The organism is Providencia sp. Je.9.19 (assembly GCF_051129765.1).
Lineage (GTDB): Bacteria > Pseudomonadota > Gammaproteobacteria > Enterobacterales > Enterobacteriaceae > Providencia.
Window position 1 is genome coordinate 91629 of record NZ_JBCPSS010000006.1, and the last position, 24102, is coordinate 115730.

A 24102-nucleotide genomic window follows, 5' to 3' on the forward strand; every position below is an offset into this window, starting at 1 on the left:
TGAAAAATTAAGGCAGGGAATACATAAAATATTTTTTATATTTACTGGAAGTTGAGCTACTTGATTTAGTGCCTGTTCTAACATCAAAAACAATACGTGATGAAGCGCGAGGAGTTTTATCGCCTTCTATCAATGGTACTCCATCGATACTATTGAAATTAAAGACCCCCAAATCCTTAGTCCAATAGGTTTCATCAATAGCAGTCGACCATATAAAGTACATGGCAAGATTACGCCATTGAGAATAAAGCTGATCATAAACTGCCACTGGCAGCATATAACTACCGAAACTCGCCACAGCGTCCGAATATTTATGTTTCTGTCGATCTGAACGAATAAAGTAACGCAGATAAAAAGTATACATATCAGATTCACCAGTCACTCTATCTCTTGCCGTGATGCGAACTTCTTTTCTTGGGTCCTCTCCAATGATGACATATGCATTCTGCTGAGCTCCTTCTCGGATGGTGATTTCAGAAACGATATTATTGATCGACCACTCAACATCCCCAGACCCCCCTTGAGTATCAATAACAAACTCAGCACCTCCCCATGCAATGGTTGGTTCACCAGGAGAGAAAGTCGCATTAATATTAGATGCATTCGTAATTTCAAATTTACCCGTTGCTGCTCTGAAGGTCAGTGACACAGAACTTTGACTGGTATTATCCGATTTAACATGGCATTTGAGCACAATATCTTCGGCAATAGTATCCCCGATATTTGCAGAAGCAACGCCAATACCATCAGTCACACTGGGGTATACTGCAGCATTGTTTTCCCGAAAAAAAGCGGTTCCACGTACACTGATCGCAGTAAAAACGACTTCTAAGCCAACTGCGGGTCGAAGATCAATTGAATCCATACAAATTACTTTTACTTGATTAAAGCTCTTACCGTCAGCTTGAGCATTATTATTGACCACATTTATATTTACTAAATACTGATTATCAGCCATATAATTACCCCATATTATTGAGCAGACTAACAATAAAAAACCATTATTAACGAATATGTTGTACAACTAGTGATATAAATAATATCCCCAGTAAAATAAACGTTCGCTAATATATAGAAAGCTCAGCCACAGATAAAAAACCAGTTGGATCATTTTCAATAATATAGAGAAAATAATGTCTTATTCCTGAGCTCACTTGCCATCTGAAGTGGAAATAATTAATTAATAGCATACATGAAATACTTTTTATTAAATAAAGTATTGGCTATTGATTTAACACCCGTTTTAACATCAAAAACAATAACACGTTCAAAGTTACGAGATTCAACTTCATCAGTTACGTTTTCACCGGCCTGCTTACTATTAGGAATTAACTCTCTAGTCCAATAGGTGTCATCAACAGCTGTTGACCAAATGTAATAAACCATGAGGTTACCCCATTGTGAAAATACGTTTTCATAAGTACTCACAGGTAACAGATAGTCGCCAAATTTTTCCTTAGCCTCTGAAAAAGTATGCTTTTGACGATCTGATTGAATAAATGAATGAAGGTAGAATGAATAAGCATCTGACTCACCAGTAACCCTATCTTTCGCTATAATGCGAATATTTTTCCCAGGATCTGCATTTATCATAATCGATGCCGATTGATTAGCATTAGGGCGAATAGTTACTTCAGAAGTAATATTATTTGTCGACCATTCGATATCGCCACTACCACCGTCTGTATAGAGAGTAAACTCTGCACCTGCCCAAGATACTGTAGGCTCACCATATAAGAAAGTTCGGTTAAGATTTGCTGCTCTGGTGATTTCAAACGTTTTTGTTGGCTTACGGAATGTTAATGCAGCGGTGTGCTGACTAATAGGGTCAGATTTAACATGACATTTAATAACGATGTTCTCTGCGACTGTATCCGCGATATCGGCGGTTACTAGGCCTATACTATTCGTAATTGCAGGATACACTGTAGTGTCAGTTTCTTTAAAAAAAGCCGTTCCTCCAATACTTAATGCGCTAAGAATAACTTCCAAACCTGCAACGGGTTTGAAGTCCCTATTATCCAAACAAATCACACTAACACTATTAAAACTTTCACCATCTGCTGGTGCGTTATTATTTTTAACAGAAACATTAATGGCATATTTCATTTCAATCATTTAATTCTCCTATATATTAAAATTTAAACTCACTATAACGAAGCATATTATTAATTCCTGGTGGTAAATTACCAACACTGCCTTTATCGCCTATAGAAACTATATTTCCATCTAAATCCATACATAAAAAAGTATTAATTGGTGTATTACGCGTTAAGCGATATGCTGTTCTGTAAAAATGGTCGCTCACTGTATTGAAGGTTCCTGAATTAGCCCAACCAGATACAGAACCTTTATTCGTGATATATGAAAAGGCTCCACTAATTCCGGAAACAGTTAAAATATCTTTATTAACAATATCAGGCGGGATCACGCCCGCATATTCCTTGCTTCCCCAAGTATAGATTTTTCCATTGTCACAAAGCACACAGAAAGCACCATCAGTAGAACTTATAGCTATTATATTCCTGAGGGCTGCAATATTTGCAGGGACGATCCCACCATATAAACCATTCCCCCAAGCAGTCACAGTATTATCACTTCGAAGTACAGCGAAGGCTTTGCTCGATGATGCAATCGCTATAGCATTGTTAATAGGCTTATGTAATGTACCGCCATAATCACCATTACCCCAAGCTCTTACAACACCAATATCAGTAAGCACCGCAAAAGCACCATCTGTAGCAAAAACATCAACAATATTATTAATATTCTGTATATCCTTCGGCATATTACCTCCGAAGTTATTCTCTCCCCAAGCCACAGCGAATCCTTGTCGATTTACTGCACAAAAGGCCCCTCTTGCAGCAGATACTGACATATAATCATTCTCAACAGGCAGTCCTGTGGGGAGTTTTCCGCCTGCATAAATATTGCCCCAAGCATTCAGATAGCCACCATCAGTGATCGCACAAATCGCACTTCGATTACAAATTGCCGTTAAAACATTATCAACAATAGCGGTAAGATTTCCGCCAACCGCATTATTCCCCCATGAATAAAGCGTATTATTTGTATCGAGGACTGCAACGATATTAGGTGAGGCAATAATAGCCGTTATGTTAGAAAGAGCGGCTACATTGCTAGGGGGGACAGCCCATTCCAGACGGCCTCCCCATGTTACAAGCTTACCCGCTAAAGTAACCGCAAAAGCAATACTATTATTACTATCCCCTACTGCAGCCGTATTCATTGGATAAATAGTGATTGACCCTGATTGATTAGCAAGAGAAACATGAAGTTCTTTCAACGGATGTCGATCAGTAAAACGAGCAGACTCTTGCCAAGTATCTTCGAGGTAATACTGCCACCTCACCTTTATTGGATTTCCTGTCAATGAATTAAAGGCACATAAATGTAAAGCGGAACCATCACTATCACGGTTGCCAATAATAGAAACATTCCTAATATAAGCATTAACAACATAATATAATGCGTCAGGAGATTGAATATCCCCAACCTTATAATATGCAACTAATGTTTTATCGATATACTGAAAAAGTAAATCTTTTGCATTGTTAATAACAATTCGAATAGAATTACCAATATCATTTTGTTCCACACGATATATCGCATCCCATGCTGTAATATTTCCAATATAAGCATGGGCAATATCACCTACCTTCATATTGGCCCAAGGTGGCACGATGAAATCGATAGTATTTTCAATCACTGAATAATCGATAATATTACCAAATGATGGTTCAATATAGGGTGGTTCTAACACCAGTGGTATATCAACAAAAGTAGACTCAGTGTAACCACTTACTAAAGGGTCATCCTGATAAGCTGCAGTAATAATAACTGTCTCACCAACAAGATCGGTAAAACTAACACTGGCAGAACCAATAACAGAAGTCACACGGCTGGTTGTATTGGTAAGACTATCTGTAAAAATAGCAGAGCCACTAAGAGTAAAAATTAAGATTTTGTTATCAATTAAAATGCTACCATCATGTAACACAGCAAAAGCAGCATTTTCAGCAATACCATCTGCGGCTGCTCCTGATGTTGCTGTAATAGTTACAGAAAGGGCCATAATAACCTCTAAATAAAAAATTCGTCGTGTAATAAATTCTATTGAAATAGTAAATTTAAAATAAGTAACGTACCTGGACTCTCAGGCAAAGTAATTATGGCTGAGATTGATTCAGAAACAGTATTAACAACCTGAATTTCACATGAAAAGTCATCATTAAGATTAATTGTTGCAGATTGACCACCAATCGCAGTAGAACCCACAATCTTTGCATTACCATCTACCTGAACAAACACCTTAGTAATATCCACATTACTTATATTATCTTTAGGGGCGGTTCTTAAATATATACAGCATGGCATAACACCATCACTTAATGCATTGGTTGAATTATTATAGAAATCAATATTTCCGTCGGTAAGAATATAATTACCAAAATGGGTCATCAAACTTCGACTAATAATGGGGTTAGCTGCTTTTACAATAGAAATCGTTACATTACCTGAATGTGAAGATAATAATCTAAAACGTCCTTCACCTTCTAAATTAACTGTTATCTGATGAGTATTCGTGCCAGATTCAACGAACTGAGTATAAATAGGTGAAGAAAGCTTTAATATTGTACCCGGCTCGTCAATAACTCTTGCGTAATTATAAGGACGGACATGTACGACATCATAATCATAAGGTGCAGCATTATTTGTAATAACATCACTTATTTTGTTATCAACAACGACATTAGACTGCTCGGAATAGGAAAACCCTCCATCATCAGCATAAATAACGGTGAAGTAAGCATGTAATTTCCCATTCTTAGGAACAAGTAATGCTTTTTCTTTGGGATCTATAAAGTCGTAATACTGATTAGCGACATCACCTGTATTTAAAATAACAACATTCTGATATCCAGAGTTATTAATAAAATGACCATTCTCATCGGTTCCATGGATGTAAATTGATAAGGTATCATTTAAGGCCATCTCAGGATACGACACTCGGACAATAGCACCATCGTCCATTTCTATATCAGAAATATAGATAACACCATTTTCCGCTTGCATGAACACCGGTGCACTCAATGGGTTCATATGCACCAAATCAACTTTGACGTTGCTAAAATAGGAGTATCTGGTTCTATTCGCACGGAAAACTTTATAGTAAGCAGTAAAATAGCCAAAATTTAATTTTTCAGCAATTTCTTTCAAAAAGGTAAGAAGTAAATAACCGTCATCAACATCAAATAAAGTTACAGTGTGAATGATATTGGCACTCGTCCCATTAATCGGGATATTATCCATGGTATAACCACGAATATACAAAGTAACAATATCACCTATAGCCATATCATCATAACTGCATCTTGTTCTAATACCCTTACTCAACTGTGTCGATGTTAACCATCCGTGAATATTATCAATAAACACAGGAGCCGGAAGAGAAACACTGATATCTAATTCGAGTATGGCAGTGGCAATTTTAGACGTTTCAACATGCTGACTAGCATCAATTGACTGATAGCGTGCTTTAGCCTTCCCGCGTTTAACTAAGAGTATATTGATTTCAGGAACCAAAGTGACAAAACCATCAGTGATATCTTGGCCAACAATAAGATGTTTAATCGTATAAGACGACCCGGGAGCAACTAAATTAGTTTCATCATCAATAATCCAAAATGAAAGAACCACTTCATCGCCAATAGACATATTCGGATATATTGGAACGTGAATATGTGTTCCAAAGTTAGAAATAACATCATTATTGTTAATAATATTATTAATATCAGCATCAATAAAAATAGGTGCTGGCAATGTTCCGCTATCCCGTCTATCTACAATGGCAAACGTAAATGGTGATTCACTGGTATTTCCTGCAAAATCAGTGACAGAATAATCTATTTTATAAACGCCGTCTGGGATGATATTTGCATCAAATACCATTTGCACAGGAAATTCGTGTCTCGGATCAGTTATAACTTTTAGTTTTGAACTAATTTTATCAAAATTAACTCTAATTTCATCAGCAACATCAGCCCGTTGATACTCTGCTATTTCTACATATATTTTATTATCAACTGAAAGATCATCCTCATTAATTATCCCATTATTCATTTGTGGAAGATAAGGAGGAAACAAGCCATAATATTTAAACATAGAATCACCAACCAATGTAAAAAAAACCGCATTCAAATACCTGACTCTAACCAGTCAAGTAGGTTCTGAATATAATATAATATAACAGTCATGCTTTATAAATCAGCAATGAATCAGGCTTAAAATACTTTTTAATTAATTTAAAATTTCAAAACCTTTAACCTTAAATATTTCAGTATCAGTATTATATTTAAATGCGGCATATTAATTATTAGTTATTAATTAATTTATTTCTAACTGCAGGCGGTAAGAGATCAACTAAGACTCGATATACAGCTGAAAGTTTTGGATATTCAATTCTTTTTATTTTCAAAAGGTAGTCAATATGCAAAGAACCTTGCTGTAATGCATAGAAAATATCATCTTGAGAACCCGGAGGGCCTACATATAAATGTTTTGGATCATCATATATTGCCTGAATTTGTTCAAGACTCAATTTGACCTCATTAGGGGCTGTAAGCTCTACTTCATCACCGGCAGTATTGAAAGGTAAGAATCGAAGCACTAAAGGCGTTTCTACTGTTACATCAATATCATCAAAAACGACACTCTTACACAATTCAGAAAAATCATAGCTAATACCATCATACCAATGGGCCTGATTAATATAACCATTATACAAGTTTGGAATAGAGATAGACTTCAATTCTCTGACTGTCGACCCACGGCTAATCTTGAATGGTAGGTCAAAAGAAGTTGCAATATTCCCGGGCTCACCAGACAAAGTATAATAAAGGTGATGCTCACCATCTACAAAGCTTTTCTTATCAAAAACAGCCCTCAAATCAATAGCTGTCTGTTTTACAGGATCTGGCAGAAACCGTTCATGCATATTACCATCTAAGTATAATCTAAGAGTCAAGGTTGCTTCCGGTGGCTGTGGAGTACCATAAACAATTACGAATGTAGTATCTTCTTTCTCATAACGGTCATACTCTAAATCCCCCGAAACTGGGTCTGTTTTAATATTAAGGAAATAAGTTTCTGGACGAGTACCATAAAATACTTTTACTGTGGATGTTATGACATTTTCAACATTACCGTCATCTGCAACCACTGAGACATTAATAAAGCCTTCACTTGCCCAAGCTAACCCAGGGTCTAAATCCATTGATACCTTAAGTGTATACCTACCCTCTTGATCAGTTTTAACCACCACAGGTACTGCAGGATCATCACTATTCGGCACATCAGGAAACTTTATAATTCTATGCCGTGTTAAAGTAACATCAAGACCAATAACTGGTTCACCTGACTCATTCTCTACAGTAATCACTAAATCTTTTATTTTATTTTCTGGCTTTCTTGCATCAAGAATAATAGCCTTTGTGCTAAGCATTAAATTATTTGACATAAAAACTCCTTATGGTTTTACAATAATGTTAAAGTTAAGAACATCTTTATAATTACCTGCTTGTGGACTGCTTCCTGCGTCAATATCAAAAATTGGCAAAAAGCAAACTTGGGTGGCATTTTTATCAAAGGAATAACTTCGGCCTGCAATCGCAGGAAATCTTAATACATTACTTCCATTGTTGAGTCGTAGTTGATACTGTATCTCTTTAGAAACATCATTTTGATTACGTAAATTAAATGTATTATTTTTTTCACTATCACTATTAACCATTAAAATAAATTTATTATCTGCAGTTTCCATACCGTTATAATTTATACAAAATGGGTTATTCCCAGTGCCACTTAAATTGATGACTGACTTCCCCGGTTTAATGGTTTTTAAGTCCCAGCGCTGCGGTAAATCAAAATTAAAAGTAATTTGTTGTTCTGGAGGAGGTGGATCCTCAGGTTCTACAAGCCAGCAGCTGTCCGTTGTTTTATCAAAAGTAAGATATGCGACCCCAGTATTATTGACATAAAAGTCACCTCTAGAATCTTGATCCGCAAGCCCAACCGACATAGCTGGCCAGTCTTTAAAATATTTATTACTGATATTATCAATAACAATTTCGGCTGAAAAATAATCGTTATTTTTCCATACCTTACTGAGACTCGCTCGATAATATTGTACTTCTCGGATAGTATGAACTGTTGTTGCCTTAACGCCATCGAGGATCACACTACTAGGTTGAAGGTTCCTTCCGATAGGCTTACCACTGAAATTATAAAATACCACTGCAATAGCACGTGAAGTTAAGGAGTAATCCCCTCGGTATGCCATATAATCTATGCTAAGTGTTGCCTTGCTAGTATTATTCCCATTATCTTCTAATCTACAGCTATAGTAGTTCCCCACCCTTTTAGGATACACAGAAGCTGCCCAGGCCGAAGTGGATTCAAAAAGTGTAATGACAATGAGATACAAGCAAACACAAAGAATATTAATTTTCATCTAAATACCTATAACCTACAAGTTTGATTTTCCACAACAACATCTTTATGAGGAAAAAATTTCTTTTGACCGGGATAAATATTGATAGCCTCACCTTTTAAATCACCACTTATATACCTTGCAGTTATATGAGTATTACCTTTGTTTATGGCCACATCCTGTGTATTTCCGCAATTAAACTCAAACTCTTTTCTGATAACCTTAGGGTAATTTCGAATAATAGAACTGAAACCAATATTAATAATAACAGCGGAATCATTGCCATTAGAAACCGGAAGTAGGCTAGGCATTATATCAATACGATAAACCTCCTCAAATAAAACTTCCTTTACCCTTTTTACGGTAAGATATTTTTTTTGCTTAGGTGATAACGCAATCCTAAAGGGTGAATAATATATTTTTGGATCGTCATCTTCTTTTATATCAATATAATCCTCAAAAGAATAATCAATTCCTGGGTTAGTTATCTTCTTAAGTTTTATATTAATAAATTCTGTTTTCTCGCCATTATTAATTATTGCAATACGATCACTATCACCAGTTAATTCCAACACTTTAGGCACGACATCTATTGCAGACCATACTTTAAATGAATATAAAAAAATAAATGCTGCAACTAAACGATAAGATCGTAATTTCATATATAAACTAATCCGAAGCTGAAGGTTCAAAAATAAGTGCAATCTCACCAACATAAGCACCTGAGATATCTTGATTACTACCGATTGGAGCATTCGCCGATATACTAAGTGTATACTCGCCTTCACTATCAGCACCAACCGGTACATCCGGATTAGTAAAACTCTGACTTTCCATTGGCTTTAATTTTTTAGTCTCACCCTGAATACTCGAAAAAATAACTTCAGCTGGTGCAAAAGATAAACCTTTTGAATCATTTCTTAAAACAACAATATTTTGCAGAGTAACCATAAAATTTGGGTTGGTTGATAATACATGAACCCGTGCGTCAACTTGATACGGAGAATTTATCTCTTGCTGCTTTAACTCAAGCTCGTTATACCAACCTCCATTTCCATCCGTGACTTCAAAATTGTCTTCCTCTACAACTTCACCTATTATTTCAATACTTTTATTTCCGTGAATAGTAACTTCCGCTTGAGAAATAAAACTAATAAATATCAACAATAATGCTAATTTATTAAAACTCATTTTCACCACCATTATTTACAAGAGGCAGAAAATTCTTTACCTTTAAATTTAGCCACAAAACTCTTATAAGAAAAATGTACGGGTGTAGACGGATAAACACTAAGGCGAGATATTGCCTTCTGCTTACTATCATCTGTAGTCACATTCATTAAATCTGCTCGAGTGTTGCCATTATTAATTAACAACATTCCATCCGATTTACATTCATATGTTAGTTCTTGATGTACTTCACCATCGGGTAATACCCGTACTAAAACGCCATAACCTACAGAAATTACAGTGGGTGCGGAAATTTTTTTATTAGCCTCCTTGCCTCCAATAACATTAAAAGATGAGACTGGAAGTACATATAATCGATATACAGTCTCTTTTACTGGAGCGTTTAAACCAACTAGCTTAACTTCGCGACTTTGCCCCGGACCCAGTGATATCTTAGTGGGTGAAGCAATAATATTTGGTTCTAACATTTCCTGAATCGACGTTTTAATCTCAGGAGTCAGACCTGGATTCTCAACATGGAATAACGACACATTTACATATATTGGCGCATCACCTGTATTTTTAATCGTTATAATACGTGATTGTTTTGATACAACTGTTGTACTTGCAGGTGTAACTAATAATTGCCCGACCGCCCAAGCATTGCCAAATTGAATGAGTAAAATACATAATAGAAATAACCTTAGCATATCGTGTCCTTATGGATTATTTATAATGGAATACAAACATAGCCGTTATCTTTTTTTAACGTCAAATCACATTTATAATTAACGTCACCATGACTTAAAGATATGTCTTTAAGTACTTTTTCTGAGTTGAAAGAAAATAATCCATTTCGGTAAACGGGTTCACCATTGCTAAGCGTTCCGGAAACAGGCTCACCCAGTGTATTACGCATAAAGCCACTATATATTTGATTGATATTAACTAAAGCCTTAGAGTAATAAACCTGGCCAGGATGACTCTTAAGTACATTAACAGGAACCTCAATTTGCATATCAATATCTTCTGCATTATTATTTGAAACTGATGCATAACCAATTGGCTTATAACTATTAATTGGAACTGAATATATTAGCCCACTCTTCACAGGGTTGCCAAATACATTAAACCCATAATAGCTACCTCCATCATTAGCAGGGGTATCTACTAATAATACTGAACCACTATTATTATAACGGCCAGGATAAATACCATATTTGCTGACAGATAATCCACCACGATAATAAATACTACTCTGAGTGTTATTGCGGTCAAAACCAACTGAAGTATTTAACTCACCTAAAGACCCAGATCGCCCTGCACTTAAAGTAATACTATCGTTGTCTTTATTATGCCCATAATCAATATTCGCAGTCGTAGAGCCGAATTGATCAATCCACTCTTTTTGATAACTCGCTGAATAAGCAATATCACCACTCGAGTTATAAATATTTAGGCGCGTCTGACTATCTTTATAGGATAGAGTTAGATTCAGGTAAACTCCATCCCCAAAATTTGTTTGTCTCTTAACACCTAATGATGTATTTGCATAAAATGTCTCGCCGGTAAACAAACGGCTAATTTGGAGTTGCTGATAATCACTACTATAGAAACGACCATATGAATATGAAACTAAACTGGCACCAAAGTTACGAGAATAGCTAATAGAGCTGCTATTGGCCGTATAATATGCATCAGATACATCATCTTGCTGATAATAAGATGCCGTAATGCTACCAAGTTCGCTATTGCCGACAGCCAAACTAGCATATCCACCGATTCCTTTTTCACCCGCTCGGAACCCTATTGTTGGCTGAAACACTTGCTCATCAAATAATAATGGCTTGTTAATATTAATATCAGTCGTCCATTTGCCATTATCAGCGGCTAATGCCAGTATGTTACCATAATAACCTTGCATATCGTGACCGACACCAACTTCCAAAATATTACTATCATCGTATAATTGTTTCCCCGCTGTAATATGCCAATTATCACCCTGATTACCATAATTAACATTATTGATCATCTGGCTTTCACGACCTATTTCTCGACCGTTTTTATCAAAGTAAATTATCTCTACAGGATAATAACCACTAGGAAGCATGCGGTAATCAATTTCATTTTTACCAATACTAGAGGAACGATTGAGCAATACTCGTCCATCTCGCTCAATATCTACGCTACCTTCGCTCATAGCAAAAAAGGTCAATACATCTGCGCCATTCTGCTTAGTTTCACGGCTGAAATTATCCTGACTACCTACAGTCAAAAAACTATTATAACTTGGCGAAATAACAGAATTTACAGCCCCTGCATAATAATCAAGTGAATTTTGTTTTCCCGCTCTTACATAGTATTTATCAAAATTTTTCTGAAGGTAATAAGTTGATATCGCAGAGTTACTAGATTGAGTATTTTGATAGGTACGATTATTATAATACCAATTAAAATAGCCATACATTTGTGATGGAAGACCAATATAACCATTCCCTGATATATTAGCACTCCGATAACCATCATTATTACCCTTAACATCTATAGTCTGATTATGCACTAAGCTAAAATCAGTTTGAGGTGTAATATATTTTGAATTTTTATCAAAAATAGATATGGTTTGATTTAATTTATCAATAGATACATCGTTATTATCTACTTGAATCTCACAACCTCGTTCACATTTTTCAAAATTAATGCGTTTCAGTATTTCGTTTACATTTTTAACATCCTTAGAATTAAAAGCATTTTCCTTATAACGTCTACTATCAATAGATAATAGTTTAGTACTTAAATTGTAAGTAGCATAACCTGGTAAAGCATTACCATTATAGGTTACTAAAAAACCTGATGCTTTTCCCACGTTGATATTTTCAAAACCCGGAGGAGTTTTAAATACTAAAGATGTGCTATCCGCTTTTACGCCATGGCTATATAAACCGACATAAATAGCTAGTAGGCACATCTTAAATTTATAACGCCATATTTCTGACTCTGTAATAATAACATTAAACATAATTTGATTTGTGCCTACTAATTCACTAGATAATAACCTTATTTCTATGCAGATGGTTCAAATAACATGACGAGATCACCACTATATGCGCCATTAGTCTCGCCTGCTGCGCCTGTACTTGTCGGTGCAGTAGCGCCAATATTCAGTTTATAAATATCATCAAAACCACCATCACCGACTAAATTCTGTGTGATAGAAACTGGTGGTTTACCATAATCTAAGATATTTGCAGGTCCGCCAAAACTAACCTTAGTATCTTTTAAGCGATAGGCACCATCATTACGTTGAATAATAAGAGGCTGAATCATTGAAACATTAAATTTCTCACCTTTAGTCCAAACCCGCACATCTAATGTTTTAGCAAAAGCACTTTGCTTATGATCAACGGACTCTAATTCTTCCGTGGTATACCACGTTTTCCCATCAGGCTTAGTGACATAGATACCATCACTGATTTGGGCGGTTAGCGTAATTTTCCTTTCTACACCATCAGCAGCATTAGCAATAACTGCCCCACCGAGAATAGAGCCCAATGCAATAATACTAACGACGTTACTCGACATTTTTTTAAAGTTCATACATATATTCCCATTATTATTTCAAGAAATTAAATCCATTAAATGCCACCTATAACTACATCATAAGTCATGCATATTGGATAATAGCGCTATAAAAATAAAGCACATTGCTGTAAAGAAAGAATACAAATTAAAAGAGAGGATGAGTAGATAATATCATTCACTTCGGCTTTGAAACTTTCAATGTAAATTATTGCAGTGCTTTACTTGATCACTTAATTAGTGATTGATTCGAATAATACATTAATAATTCACCGATAAAAACCCAAAGTTAAATAAAACGGTCATTTCAAAGTATAAAATTATTTATCTTAATCACACAAGCGTCATGCGATAATAAGGATCGCAAGCTTGTAAATAGCGATACAATATTCTGTTCTCATTTATTAGCTAAAACACTATTGAATTATCCCGAGAATGCCTTAATAATATATATATATGAACAGCAACTACCTTAAGTCATAACCTTTAGATTTAGCTTTAGATACTATTTAGTTATGCTCTATATTATGGGTATCTATTTGCCTTCTCTATATAGATGGTCATATCTAAAGGAAAGATTAGTTCAATATTTAAATAATAACCTTATGACCCAATTTTCATTATCAGGTGATATAAATACTTTGTTGAAAGGAACCATTATGAGCGATGAAACCGCCACTACGAAAAAGCGCCGAAAAATTAATAACTTTGAATTAGCTCTCATACTCAATGCAGTTAAAATATTGAATCAACAGCATCGATTAAAAATGGAAAATATTAAACAATTTTCTCAGAAAGATGAAAGTCATTGGCCTACAACTAGAGAGATTTCCGAGTATTGTCAATTTAGTATTTACAAAACCAGACATTTACTTATAAAACTAAGTGAAGAGGGATATATTCGCTCATCAGGAAAAGTTATTAGCAACTCCTTACATTGGTCATTTATTGGTGACGATGTCTGTGATTAATAATATCTTCCCTATATTTGACGTTCATGTTCTATAGAGCCCCTTTGAAAAATTAAGCTCAAATTCATGCTCTCGATTATCGTAGCTATTTTTATTAGAACATCTAACATCTATAAATAAATAGAAGCTTAAATTTAGCTTTTTTCTAAGTATTCCATTATCCATGAGTAGCTGCCTGATTAACTGCATTGATTCGTAAACACATATCAGATGCAAGGTTGAAATCATGCCGCCAATGGATAACCCTTTCGACTCTATAAATAATAATGGTTGGGATAAGACAAGTACACAATATATAAGCAAAACAGACTGGTACATTCAACAGTTCAAAAACTAAACAAAATATAGTGACTAATATAAAAATAGTACACATCCAAACTAGCAACCTAAGATAAAAATTTGTTGTATGAAGAGAATAGCCCCCCGAACCACGAGTAAAGCTATAATTGAAATCAATTTCAGATAATAATATCTTCCCCACAAGGAAATTTATTTGGGAACCTCTAGATAAAAATAGCATAATACCCAGTATACAATATATTAATATGATTAATGCTACAATAAAACTTGGGCTTGCATATCCTTGCCCTAAATCAAATGCTTTTTTATGCTTAATAGGCAGAACAATCGCTAAAGTTACAATAACACTGAAAAAAATTTCTTTTATTATAATCTCATCAAGTTTAATCACCTTCCTACTAGTGTTTGGTTTATCGCGAGTATAGTTTTTTACTTTCTCGCTAGCGATAGAGAGATGATGTAAATATGTAAACCGTAAAATACACCAAATAAGCAGTGGTGATACGACAGCGCCTAGGCAGAAGACCATCAATCGAACATTATCCTTTCCATATGGCCACATAGTGAAAGCAATTCCCCAAATAATCACACATATTAAAAAAGAAGATTGTAATGGGGAGGATAAAAAAGACATTATTCTGCAAAGCCACATATTCTCTTTTATTGTTAATAACTGTCGATTAATTTTATTCATTTTGAATTTACCCGAAAAAACACAATAGACCCAATACGAATTATAACATTCTGATATATTCCAAATAATTGATATCGAAATGGCCGCTATACCAAAATACAATTCTAAAAAAGATAAATTCTGAATATTATTAATAAAACATAGCACTAATATTAATGAGGTTATTATGATTGGTTTAAGAATGGTGAAATGGTGATTTTTTATATAATAATTGCAGGTTGGTAACATATTGACTCCCTAAGAACACTATTATTATAATCTATTAAATAAATTCGCTGGCATGTCTTTTATTAAAACTATTTTTAGGAAAAATATCATCAATTAAAGGTAGTAGTGTTTTTTTACTACCAATCTCTAGGAAGTTTTCATGTCCAATTTTCGCCCATTCTTTTATTATATCTTGCCATTTGACTGTATTAGTTAACTGATTAACTAATTGATTTTTAATATCCATTCCGTTAGAAATATTTAGGGCAGATACATTCATTATAATAGGCTTTTTCGGCTGAGCGAAATCGAGTTTCGCTAAGTATTCTCTTAATGGTCCCTTTCCATCGCGCATTAACGCTGAATGCCACGCACCATTCACTGATAATTTAATAACTTCAACATGATTTAAGAGCAAATAATTGACGAGTATTTTAACTTCTTCAAACCTACCGCCAATAACTTGTTGATTGTTACTATTATCACAACATATATTAACAAATGGGTTTAACCCTAAATACTCGATGAGTCTCCAAAGTTTATTATGGCTATATTTCTTAACAACATACATCACTCCTTTTTTCTCCTTTGCGAGTGATTGCATGATAATAGAGCGTTTATCTATTGCTTTAAATAATGTTTCCATATCCATTACCCCAGCAGCATATAAGGCTGAATATTCACCTGCACTATGTCCTGAATACCCTCGCTCCTCAATTGAAAATTTCTCTCTTAATAAAGTGAGTGTTGCGACATTAATTGTTGTAACTGCGAGTTGTTGATAACGTGTTTGAATAAGCTTGCTCATAGGGCCTTTAATACAAAGTTTTCTTATATCGATACCAGAGATATCACTAGCACAGTCCCAAACATGCGATGTATCTATTGAAACATCACAAACGGTAGTCCCCATTCCCAAACTTGGAGATCCTTGCCCGGAAAATAGTAAAACCCATCCATCCGTTATACTCCGAAAAATATCCTCTTTTAAATTTAACAATTAATGCCCCTCTTATTTATCACTTAAATTTTATTGGTAATTGTATAATCCGTGCCGACTTTCTATTTGAATGCTATTTTATGTCCTCCCATACTTTCACCCTTATCTAAAATTAACTCTAACGCATAACATTTTATATACTGGATAAATTAATGCCGCAATCGTTGAAATAATAGGAAATATAACTAAAATTAAAACAAGATCAGACCATTTATCCCATACAATATATGCTTGATAACTATTCCCCCCCGTTTTTTCCGATGGAATACTTAAACCATTTATATTTATTAAATAATAAATGGAATAATTTATAATAAAGCTTAAAAAAGAAATAATTAAAGCCAAGAAAATACCTTCAAAAATAACCATACGAGCGAGGTAGAACTGATTCGCACCTATGCTTGCCAATACATTAATATCATTATGACGCGATTCGGTATTGATCATCAGAATAAGGCCGATCAGAGAAAATGAAATTATTAATGTTAATACCTTTATAAATAAAAATATCACTGAAAAAAATTTAATTGTTTCACTCACATGGTCTGATAATTCATACCAAGGCAATACTTCTAATTCAAAATGATGTTGTTCTATTAGACTATTAATAATAGCTAACGTCTGTTCTGTTTTTTTTGCATCGTTAAGAAATAGACTCACCGTGCTTGCTGAACTGGTCTTTAAAATTTTACGTGCAGTTTCTATAGGGATTTTCAATATTCCAAAATCTGAACTTTTGGCACCGGCTTGAAAAATCCCCCTGACTCGGGTATTGGTTTTAGTTTCCCGTCCTAAACTATCAATAATGCGTAATTCGGCCTTAGAACTATAGCTTAAACCCACTGAACTCGCTAATTTTGAATCTAATGTTATCTCTTGGTGATTAACTTTCGATAAATCACTACCAGAGATAGTAAGGTCATAAGCCCCAAACTTTATAGACTCAAACGGCTCTATAGCAATAGCTCTAAAATAAGTTGAAGTATTTTTTTCTTCATTGTGTATAGACCCAGAAAATACTAGCTGCTCCGCAATATTTGATATTAAGCCATTCAAATCATCGTTTTCATTTAATAGCGTTATTATTTCTAATGGCTTTTCTATAAGATACTTCATACTTTCATTCCGGGAACTATCGAGATATCCTTTTTGGTATATTTGGATATGACCAATGTTTGTTCTAGCTGTATGCTCCTCTAACTGAATAATCAAATGATTTAAAAAACCACCGCATAAAAATGAAAAAACATAGAAAAAAATGATAATTATTAATACAAATACATTAATCCTAAAGTTATTTTTGAAAATCAAAAATAAATATTTAGTATCAGTATATTTAACTAAAAATGTATATAGAACAACGATGAGTGCAAGGCTAAGAATAATCACATTTAATAAAATACCCATTAACCACCCTCTTATAATAATGGAGGGAATATAGACTCAATTTCTGATACTGACCAAGGAGGCACACCAGTATAGCCATATTGTGAAAGTATTTTTCCCGTATCATTTTGTAAAAATAGTTTTCTCATCAGCATTTTAGATTCATCTTTTCGATTACAACTCATTAATGCCCTAGCTTGCATATATTCAAGCATAGGTAAAAATTCTTGAACGACATTAGTATTTCTCATTAACGTACGACTATCCGCAATTGCAACCACACAACGGCCTAACGCTTGAGGAACAAAAGCATCCATACGTAGCCGTAAATACTTCAGCTGCCATTGATTATTATTTGATTCTACCGCCTCATCGATAGAGTAAAATGCCTTCTTAACTGATTCGGCCGCATTAGCTGGTTTATTATTTTTAACATATATATCAGAAATAAATAGCATCCCATAACCATAGAAAATCTTTTCAATACTATTATTCTTCAATTTAATATTTTTATCTAGCTCATTAGTCATTGAAATTAACGATTCAAAATTCATGTATTGATTAATTGATAATAACATTTCCAAATTATTACCATAAAGTTTATCTTTGAAATTATTTCCATAAAGAACAGAAGGCACCAATAATATAATCCCAAAAAACACTATGTATGAAATAAATTCATTTTTTTTAATTAGTAAATTTAACATTTTTTAACTTTCCATTTTCAAGCGCCAAAACTCTATTCGCTTTTGATGTTATCGCATCATTATGAGTGGAAATAATGACCGTGATCCCTAACTCTTGTTGGATATTAATTAATAGTTCAATCAATTGTTCACTATGATTTGCATCAAAATATACGATAGGCTCATAGGCGATAATCAGTTTAGGATTCGTTATCAGTGCTCTAGCGATAGCGGCTTTGTACAACAATAAGGGAGGTAATTCTTTTGGTAGTTTATCAGCAAATTGATTGATACCAATATACTCCATTATTTTTAGTATATGATTCCTAGCATTACGCTTTTTCATTCCATTTAATAATAGCGGATAAGAAACATTCTCATAAATTGTTAACGTCGATAATAAACAAGGATACTTATAAATTAAGCCAATGAATTTATTACGTAATATTGAACATTTTAATCTATTAAGAGAAGACAAATAATCCCCCATTAAATAAGCATGCCCTATATAGTTATTATCAATGCCTGAAATAATATTAAGCAACTTAACTCTTTCATGTTCGCTGGAACCCGTAATAACAATAAATTCATTTGAATATATTTCTAAGCTTATTTCATCAAAGCTTATATTTTCATAAAAACCATCTCCAAAATATTTAATAATATTACATAAAGAAATAATTGGTATTTTATTCACACGTTGATTTTGAGTCATAAAATCACCTCATTGATATTTTATTTTTGCGAATTGGCTTCCCATAACTCAAGGAGCCAGCCCCCTCTATCGCCATCAATGACTGTCATAGCATGATAAGAGTTGGTTGGCTGAACATGACTTAAATACTCCCACATTAATGCTGGCATCATACAACCACTATCACCGTAAATATCATTTAATTGATGAAATTCGATTCGTTTTCCCAATTTTTTAAATGCAAATCTTTGAATTTTTCTAAATTCTACTGTCGGCAATGCTGTAGTAAATAATGACTTCGCACCTGAGTTTAAGCATTGCTTCCATATATCTGACAGATAATCTGATGCTTTACGATTTCCCTTCGGTAAAATAAAATAATCCCTCACACAAATTTGCATATGATTGTTTTTTTCTTTATTTAAGATAAGGCAACCTGTGCGCTCAACACTTATTTGATTATTGGTGTCATTTAACCTTTTAAGCAAATTTTTAGGCTGATTTTCAATTTCACTAAAAACCAATACAGGAATTGCTCTAAATGCTCCGCAAATAAATATATTATCAAACTCATTACAACTTAATAAATCTTGAGCTAATAGTAGCGCTGACATAAGTCCATTGCGTTCACCTCTTACTTTGCAAGAAAAACCTCTTATTCCATATTTTTTCAATATACTTTTAGGAACTATATTTATATTAAAAGAATCTCGCCAACTTGAAATATCTTCAAATGTACTAATCTCTCCCCAAGATTCAACATATATGAAACCATTATTTCCTTTTCTCAATGAGAGTTTATTTCTAATATTTAATTTTGAAACTGCATAGTCACAAGATCGCTCCATAGAATGGAGATAAGGCCGATAACTTGCATTTCTTATACCTTCATTAGGATAAATTTTATGATTAACCCCATACCGCCTAAATGCCCAATGGCAACTTCCTGTTCTTTTATTGGCTAAATTTAGCATATGTGACTCCCATACATTATACCATGATGGAACAAATGGCATTATAGGTTCCTCAGGTTCACACATTGAAAATGCAGCGATGCTCATTGCCTTTGGGGGGATATTATTCTTATTATCAGTTTTCATTAATTTAATTCCTGATATGATGAAAGCACCATAGTAATAATTGAACCATCCATTCCTAGCCCTAACTTCAGCATACATTTTTTAAGATATGGCAATGGTTCAGTATCCGAAAAAAAATTAAATTTCAAATTACTTATTATTGGATAATGACTAACCGATGGGAGTATTCTCTTATTTATAATTGCTTCAGTCATAATCATTAAATCAATAATGCCTGAACAATTTGAAATATAACCAATTTGCCCTTTATAGCTCAAAACTGGAATATCTAAATTATTTTTTAATAAATTTTCAATTGCCATAGCTTCTGCTTTATCGCTGATTATGGACCCATTGCCATGAGCAAATACTGCACCAAGCTCTGATTCATTCAAATTTAGCGTTTCCATCGTATTTTCAATGACTTTAGATATTGTATAAAAGGAAACATTACTATTACGCTCGCCATGGCTTTGCATGCAGCCAGAATAATTGAGATAGACTCTAGGATGAAATTGTCTCTTATTAAGATGAGATTCACTTTCTAAAATTAATACTGCATAACCTTCCGAAAGTATAGCGCCATCACTAGCCAAACTAAAAGGCTGTGCATACTCTTGTACCAACATATCTTGGCCATCTATAAATAAAATATCTTGTAAATAAATATCTAGCCAGGAAATTACAACAACAACATCAAGCTCCCCATTATTAATTGCTTTATTCCCTATATGCGTGGCCATTAATGCAGAATTACTGGTGCCATATATACTTATCGGAGGCCATGTTAACCCATAGTATCGTAATAATTCATTAGCGAGATGATCTTGTGCATAATACTTAGCATGTAATTTTTTTATACTAGGAGAATAGTTGATATCCTCAACATCATTTTTATTATAAAACCCCTGGTAATTATTTAAATCAGTTCTCATTCCGTGTCCAGCGAGATAAAACCTGACTCTTCTTCCTTGTAACTTCGTTTTATCTAGCTTTGCCTTTTTTAATGATTTATCGATTAGTTCCTTTAAAAAAAAATCTAACGCGTGCGGTTTATTATGATAAGTCACCACGGATGGATTTCCATATAACTCAAGCTCGGTCACTAAGTCTTCGTCATTAAACCATTTATTTTTCGGTACACATTCATTTGCTGTCAATTTATTTATTAATTCATTAAAGTCATTTATTGTTGGTAAATTTATTTCCCATCCACTTAATATAGTTTTATCAGTCAAGGCATCCTCCTGACAATTATTGCATAGTGGTTTCCCCCTTCCGATGATCCTGTTATCAGTGCATAATTAATATTTTTCTTCGTTGGGATGGTAATAAAATTAACATCATCTGCAATAAAATCACTGGTATATGGAATTGGTGGTATTACACCGGTGCACATGATATTCACAATAATAGATATATTTAGCAAACCGGCTGATGACTCGACGAAACCATGTATTGCATTGTAATTAACGACTGGAGTCTCCGCTAAAGATGCTTGAAAAACATTACGGATGGCTGTAATTTCTGTTGCATCGTTCCATTTATTTCCATCACTGGAACCACAAACCAAGTCAATATCTTTTGGCCCTATTTTTGCTTCTTTTAATGCCCGCTCAATTGCACTAACCAAGGCATTGGAACGATCACTAATATCGATACTTTCACTAACTTTAGTATACTCTTCATTAAAAAATGAATTGTCATTTGCTTTTCCGTAACCGACTATTTCAGCATATATCTTTGCATTTCTTCCTTTCGCATGTTGCATGTCTTCTAACAGCAGCATACTCGCGCCTTCTCCTGGAATATACCCTTTGGCGTCTTTGCTATAAATCTGAAAATCTTCTGCGTTTAAAGTTAAATTCACCTTTTTATTCATCGATTGCATGTAGATAGAAATTGAACCAAAGTTTTCATCTGCTCCACCTACAATAACTTGAGGCTGTAAATCTTGCCGAATAATTTCATAACCATAAGTTAAAGCACCTAAACCCGCATTAACTCCCGTTGCTAATGTGGTTGTATAACCCTTTATACCCGCAGAAATTGAGCAAAATGTCGGTACCGCATTCATCAAAGTTCCAGCAAACTCAGATGTCCTTACTTTGTTGGGATCTGGGATCAGACTTTGTAAATAGCGATTCACGGTGCTCTGAGGCCCCTTTGACATTCCCATAATTAAACCAATATTCTCACCATCCCGTTTTATTTTTCGGCCTGCATTCTCTAGTGCCTCCGTTAACGCAATCAAAGCATATGTTCCGCTAGGAATCGCTTTGCGCGGATCGTAACAGCGTAGTAATTTTTTAGGATTAATATTTTTAACCCTGTGCTGACCTGATTTGTGATTTATTTTTTCTTCAATTTCTTGATTATAAAATGGATGTCCTAATGTTTTTTCGAATTCATGATCATGTTTAATCGCTGTCATTAATTTATTTATATCACTACGAACATCATGACCAAATACGATTTGCTCTAATTCACTTGGCCCCGCCATATTTTGTACAGCAAGCATTAATTCTTTAATATTATTCCCAGCTGATGTCACCGCTCCCATCCCCGTAATAACAACTCGCCTAGGGGTATATTCTGATATTTCACCTGTTAATAAATGTGGGCTAGCGACAATTGAGCAATTATTCCCACCGAAGGCGTAATTATTACTCATAAATAAACCAATTTTTTTATCTTGGAATTGGTTTGGAACATAGTTGAGATCGCAATTTAGTCTTGGCTTTGTAAAATTCAATGTTGGCAAAACTTTGTTATCAACTGTAGTAATTAAACAAGCAATTATTTCAACTATACCCGCAGCACCAATATTATGACCGACATAAGATTTAGTAGAGCTAAGCGGTATATTGTCTATATTAGGAAAAACTTTTTTCATTGACATGGTTTCAATGCGATCATTAGCCTCCGTTCCCGTTCCATGAGCATTAATATAATCAATGTCATCAGCAGTAATATCGGCGTTTTGCATCGCCTTTAACATCACCTGAACTGCTCCACTTCCACGAGGGTCAGGTCCAGTTTCATGATAAGCGTCGCATGAAGTCGCATATGAAGCTATTTCACCATAAATCGTTGCCCCACGAGCCTGCGCATGTTCGTAGTCCTCCAATACTAACGCCCCGGCACCTTCCCCAATAGACATACCCGGCTCGCCTGAAAAAGGTGAAGTCGGTGTGTTCTTCATGACGTTAAGAGCATAAAAACCAGCAAAAGTGGGTAAATAAATTGGCTCAGTCCCTACCGCTAATACAACAGGATGTTTACCATTTTGAATATAATCATATCCTATACCTATTGCATTAGTGCTCGCTGTACAAGCTGTAGCAACTAACTCAACTCCACCACGTAATCCAAGCAAATTGGATACACTTGAGCTGCAAGATGAAAAGCCGCCGGAAAGAATCGCTTTCTTAATAGAAAAATCCTCTACATGCTGTTCAAATAGAGGTAAAAAAGCTTCTGTACCCGCAGAAGATACCCCAACAATCATTGCTGTATTATCTAATATTGCTTTATTATCTTTTAAATTAGCTTGTTGTAATGCCTCTTTGGTAACTTTGTATGCCCACAAAGCTGCGTTATCCAAAAATCCAACTATATCTTTTCGAATATCCGAATAATCAATATCTTGTTCTATCTCTGAGGCATTCGCATTGACGAACCATTTTGAATATCGTTTACTTGCCTTAATACTACAATCCATTGACAGTAATACATTTTTAAATTCAGGTATATTTTCTGCATGTGCGGAAAGGATGCCCATACCCGTTATGACGACACGACGACGTTTTATTTTCATGCAAGAT

General features: G+C 34.4%; 20 protein-coding genes. 1 reads left to right on the forward strand and 19 read right to left on the reverse strand.

Features of this window, described 5'->3' with window-relative positions; genetic code table 11:
• Positions 1 to 7: 7 nt before the first annotated feature.
• The 11 genes from AAZR93_RS17870 to AAZR93_RS17920 form a co-directional block, all read right to left on the reverse strand.
• Entirely contained in the window at positions 8 to 958 is a 951-nt protein-coding gene (locus AAZR93_RS17870; RefSeq protein WP_294108739.1) for a hypothetical protein, read from the reverse strand.
• A 218-nt stretch (positions 959 to 1176) separates the two neighbouring features.
• The gene (locus tag AAZR93_RS17875; protein ID WP_294108737.1) at positions 1177 to 2118 is read right to left on the reverse strand and encodes a hypothetical protein; all 942 of its coding nucleotides are present in this window, start codon (positions 2116 to 2118) and stop codon (positions 1177 to 1179) included.
• 16 nt (positions 2119 to 2134) lie between these two features.
• Positions 2135 to 4096 carry an RCC1 domain-containing protein gene (locus tag AAZR93_RS17880; protein ID WP_434720598.1) on the reverse strand — a complete coding sequence of 654 codons (1962 nt, stop codon included), beginning with the start codon at positions 4094 to 4096 and terminating at the stop codon, positions 2135 to 2137.
• Positions 4097 to 4134: 38 nt separating this feature from the next.
• Positions 4135 to 6186, reverse strand: a complete 2052-nt coding sequence (locus AAZR93_RS17885) for a hypothetical protein (RefSeq protein ID WP_434720599.1) — start codon at positions 6184 to 6186, stop codon at positions 4135 to 4137.
• Positions 6187 to 6397: 211 nt separating this feature from the next.
• Complete coding sequence (locus tag AAZR93_RS17890; RefSeq protein ID WP_434720600.1) at positions 6398 to 7540, reverse strand: hypothetical protein; 1143 nt, start codon at positions 7538 to 7540, stop codon at positions 6398 to 6400.
• Positions 7541 to 7549: 9 nt separating this feature from the next.
• On the reverse strand, positions 7550 to 8533 hold the full coding sequence (locus AAZR93_RS17895; RefSeq protein ID WP_434720601.1) for a hypothetical protein: 984 nt from the start codon (positions 8531 to 8533) through the stop codon (positions 7550 to 7552).
• Between the two features lie 8 nt (positions 8534 to 8541).
• Complete coding sequence (locus AAZR93_RS17900) at positions 8542 to 9174, reverse strand: hypothetical protein (RefSeq protein WP_434720602.1); 633 nt, start codon at positions 9172 to 9174, stop codon at positions 8542 to 8544.
• Positions 9175 to 9181: 7 nt separating this feature from the next.
• Positions 9182 to 9703, reverse strand: coding sequence for a hypothetical protein (locus tag AAZR93_RS17905; protein ID WP_294108725.1), 522 nt, complete (start codon positions 9701 to 9703; stop codon positions 9182 to 9184).
• 11 nt (positions 9704 to 9714) lie between these two features.
• Entirely contained in the window at positions 9715 to 10392 is a 678-nt protein-coding gene (locus AAZR93_RS17910; RefSeq protein WP_434720603.1) for a hypothetical protein, read from the reverse strand.
• 20 nt (positions 10393 to 10412) lie between these two features.
• Positions 10413 to 12698 (reverse strand): TcfC E-set like domain-containing protein, encoded by a 2286-nt coding sequence (locus AAZR93_RS17915; RefSeq protein WP_434720604.1) that lies wholly within the window; start codon positions 12696 to 12698, stop codon positions 10413 to 10415.
• Between the two features lie 44 nt (positions 12699 to 12742).
• On the reverse strand, positions 12743 to 13276 hold the full coding sequence (locus AAZR93_RS17920) for a hypothetical protein (RefSeq protein WP_294108718.1): 534 nt from the start codon (positions 13274 to 13276) through the stop codon (positions 12743 to 12745).
• 641 nt (positions 13277 to 13917) lie between these two features.
• On the opposite strand from AAZR93_RS17920, the gene AAZR93_RS17925 reads away from it, so the two are divergent.
• Complete coding sequence (locus tag AAZR93_RS17925; RefSeq protein WP_434720605.1) at positions 13918 to 14229, forward strand: hypothetical protein; 312 nt, start codon at positions 13918 to 13920, stop codon at positions 14227 to 14229.
• Between the two features lie 157 nt (positions 14230 to 14386).
• Here the strand turns inward: AAZR93_RS17925 and AAZR93_RS17930 are convergent, their stop codons facing one another.
• The 8 genes from AAZR93_RS17930 to AAZR93_RS17965 all read right to left on the reverse strand — a co-directional run bounded on the left by AAZR93_RS17930 (position 14387) and on the right by AAZR93_RS17965 (position 24095).
• On the reverse strand, positions 14387 to 15223 hold the full coding sequence (locus AAZR93_RS17930) for a hypothetical protein (protein ID WP_434720606.1): 837 nt from the start codon (positions 15221 to 15223) through the stop codon (positions 14387 to 14389).
• A gap of 262 nt (positions 15224 to 15485) precedes the next feature.
• Positions 15486 to 16430 (reverse strand): ACP S-malonyltransferase, encoded by a 945-nt coding sequence (locus AAZR93_RS17935; RefSeq protein ID WP_434720607.1) that lies wholly within the window; start codon positions 16428 to 16430, stop codon positions 15486 to 15488.
• A 102-nt stretch (positions 16431 to 16532) separates the two neighbouring features.
• A complete protein-coding gene (locus AAZR93_RS17940; protein WP_434720608.1) occupies positions 16533 to 17837 on the reverse strand; it encodes an ABC transporter permease in 1305 nt (434 codons plus the stop codon).
• Positions 17838 to 17848: 11 nt separating this feature from the next.
• A complete protein-coding gene (locus tag AAZR93_RS17945; protein ID WP_434720609.1) occupies positions 17849 to 18523 on the reverse strand; it encodes a hypothetical protein in 675 nt (224 codons plus the stop codon).
• Entirely contained in the window at positions 18504 to 19217 is a 714-nt protein-coding gene (locus AAZR93_RS17950; protein WP_434720610.1) for an ATP-binding cassette domain-containing protein, read from the reverse strand. Before AAZR93_RS17950 ends, AAZR93_RS17945 begins: the two co-directional genes overlap by 20 nt.
• A 20-nt stretch (positions 19218 to 19237) precedes the next feature.
• Positions 19238 to 20296 carry an ATP-binding protein gene (locus AAZR93_RS17955; RefSeq protein ID WP_434720611.1) on the reverse strand — a complete coding sequence of 353 codons (1059 nt, stop codon included), beginning with the start codon at positions 20294 to 20296 and terminating at the stop codon, positions 19238 to 19240.
• Positions 20296 to 21513 (reverse strand): beta-ketoacyl synthase N-terminal-like domain-containing protein, encoded by a 1218-nt coding sequence (locus AAZR93_RS17960; RefSeq protein ID WP_434720612.1) that lies wholly within the window; start codon positions 21511 to 21513, stop codon positions 20296 to 20298. The genes AAZR93_RS17955 and AAZR93_RS17960 overlap by 1 nt, the downstream gene beginning before the upstream one ends.
• The gene (locus AAZR93_RS17965; RefSeq protein WP_434720613.1) at positions 21510 to 24095 is read right to left on the reverse strand and encodes a beta-ketoacyl synthase N-terminal-like domain-containing protein; all 2586 of its coding nucleotides are present in this window, start codon (positions 24093 to 24095) and stop codon (positions 21510 to 21512) included. The genes AAZR93_RS17960 and AAZR93_RS17965 overlap by 4 nt, the downstream gene beginning before the upstream one ends.
• Positions 24096 to 24102: the final 7 nt, after the last annotated feature.

Coding starts and splice junctions, on each gene's coding strand:
- AAZR93_RS17870 (WP_294108739.1), bottom strand. CDS start 958: ATGGCTGATAATCAGTATTTAGTAAATATAAATGTGGTCAATAATAAT.
- AAZR93_RS17875 (WP_294108737.1), bottom strand. CDS start 2,118: ATGATTGAAATGAAATATGCCATTAATGTTTCTGTTAAAAATAATAAC.
- AAZR93_RS17880 (WP_434720598.1), bottom strand. CDS start 4,096: ATGGCCCTTTCTGTAACTATTACAGCAACATCAGGAGCAGCCGCAGAT.
- AAZR93_RS17885 (WP_434720599.1), bottom strand. CDS start 6,186: ATGTTTAAATATTATGGCTTGTTTCCTCCTTATCTTCCACAAATGAAT.
- AAZR93_RS17890 (WP_434720600.1), bottom strand. CDS start 7,540: ATGTCAAATAATTTAATGCTTAGCACAAAGGCTATTATTCTTGATGCA.
- AAZR93_RS17895 (WP_434720601.1), bottom strand. CDS start 8,533: ATGAAAATTAATATTCTTTGTGTTTGCTTGTATCTCATTGTCATTACA.
- AAZR93_RS17900 (WP_434720602.1), bottom strand. CDS start 9,174: ATGAAATTACGATCTTATCGTTTAGTTGCAGCATTTATTTTTTTATAT.
- AAZR93_RS17905 (WP_294108725.1), bottom strand. CDS start 9,703: ATGAGTTTTAATAAATTAGCATTATTGTTGATATTTATTAGTTTTATT.
- AAZR93_RS17910 (WP_434720603.1), bottom strand. CDS start 10,392: ATGCTAAGGTTATTTCTATTATGTATTTTACTCATTCAATTTGGCAAT.
- AAZR93_RS17915 (WP_434720604.1), bottom strand. CDS start 12,698: ATGTTTAATGTTATTATTACAGAGTCAGAAATATGGCGTTATAAATTT.
- AAZR93_RS17920 (WP_294108718.1), bottom strand. CDS start 13,276: ATGAACTTTAAAAAAATGTCGAGTAACGTCGTTAGTATTATTGCATTG.
- AAZR93_RS17925 (WP_434720605.1), top strand. CDS start 13,918: ATGAGCGATGAAACCGCCACTACGAAAAAGCGCCGAAAAATTAATAAC.
- AAZR93_RS17930 (WP_434720606.1), bottom strand. CDS start 15,223: ATGAATAAAATTAATCGACAGTTATTAACAATAAAAGAGAATATGTGG.
- AAZR93_RS17940 (WP_434720608.1), bottom strand. CDS start 17,837: ATGGGTATTTTATTAAATGTGATTATTCTTAGCCTTGCACTCATCGTT.
- AAZR93_RS17945 (WP_434720609.1), bottom strand. CDS start 18,523: ATGTTAAATTTACTAATTAAAAAAAATGAATTTATTTCATACATAGTG.
- AAZR93_RS17950 (WP_434720610.1), bottom strand. CDS start 19,217: ATGACTCAAAATCAACGTGTGAATAAAATACCAATTATTTCTTTATGT.
- AAZR93_RS17955 (WP_434720611.1), bottom strand. CDS start 20,296: ATGAAAACTGATAATAAGAATAATATCCCCCCAAAGGCAATGAGCATC.
- AAZR93_RS17965 (WP_434720613.1), bottom strand. CDS start 24,095: ATGAAAATAAAACGTCGTCGTGTCGTCATAACGGGTATGGGCATCCTT.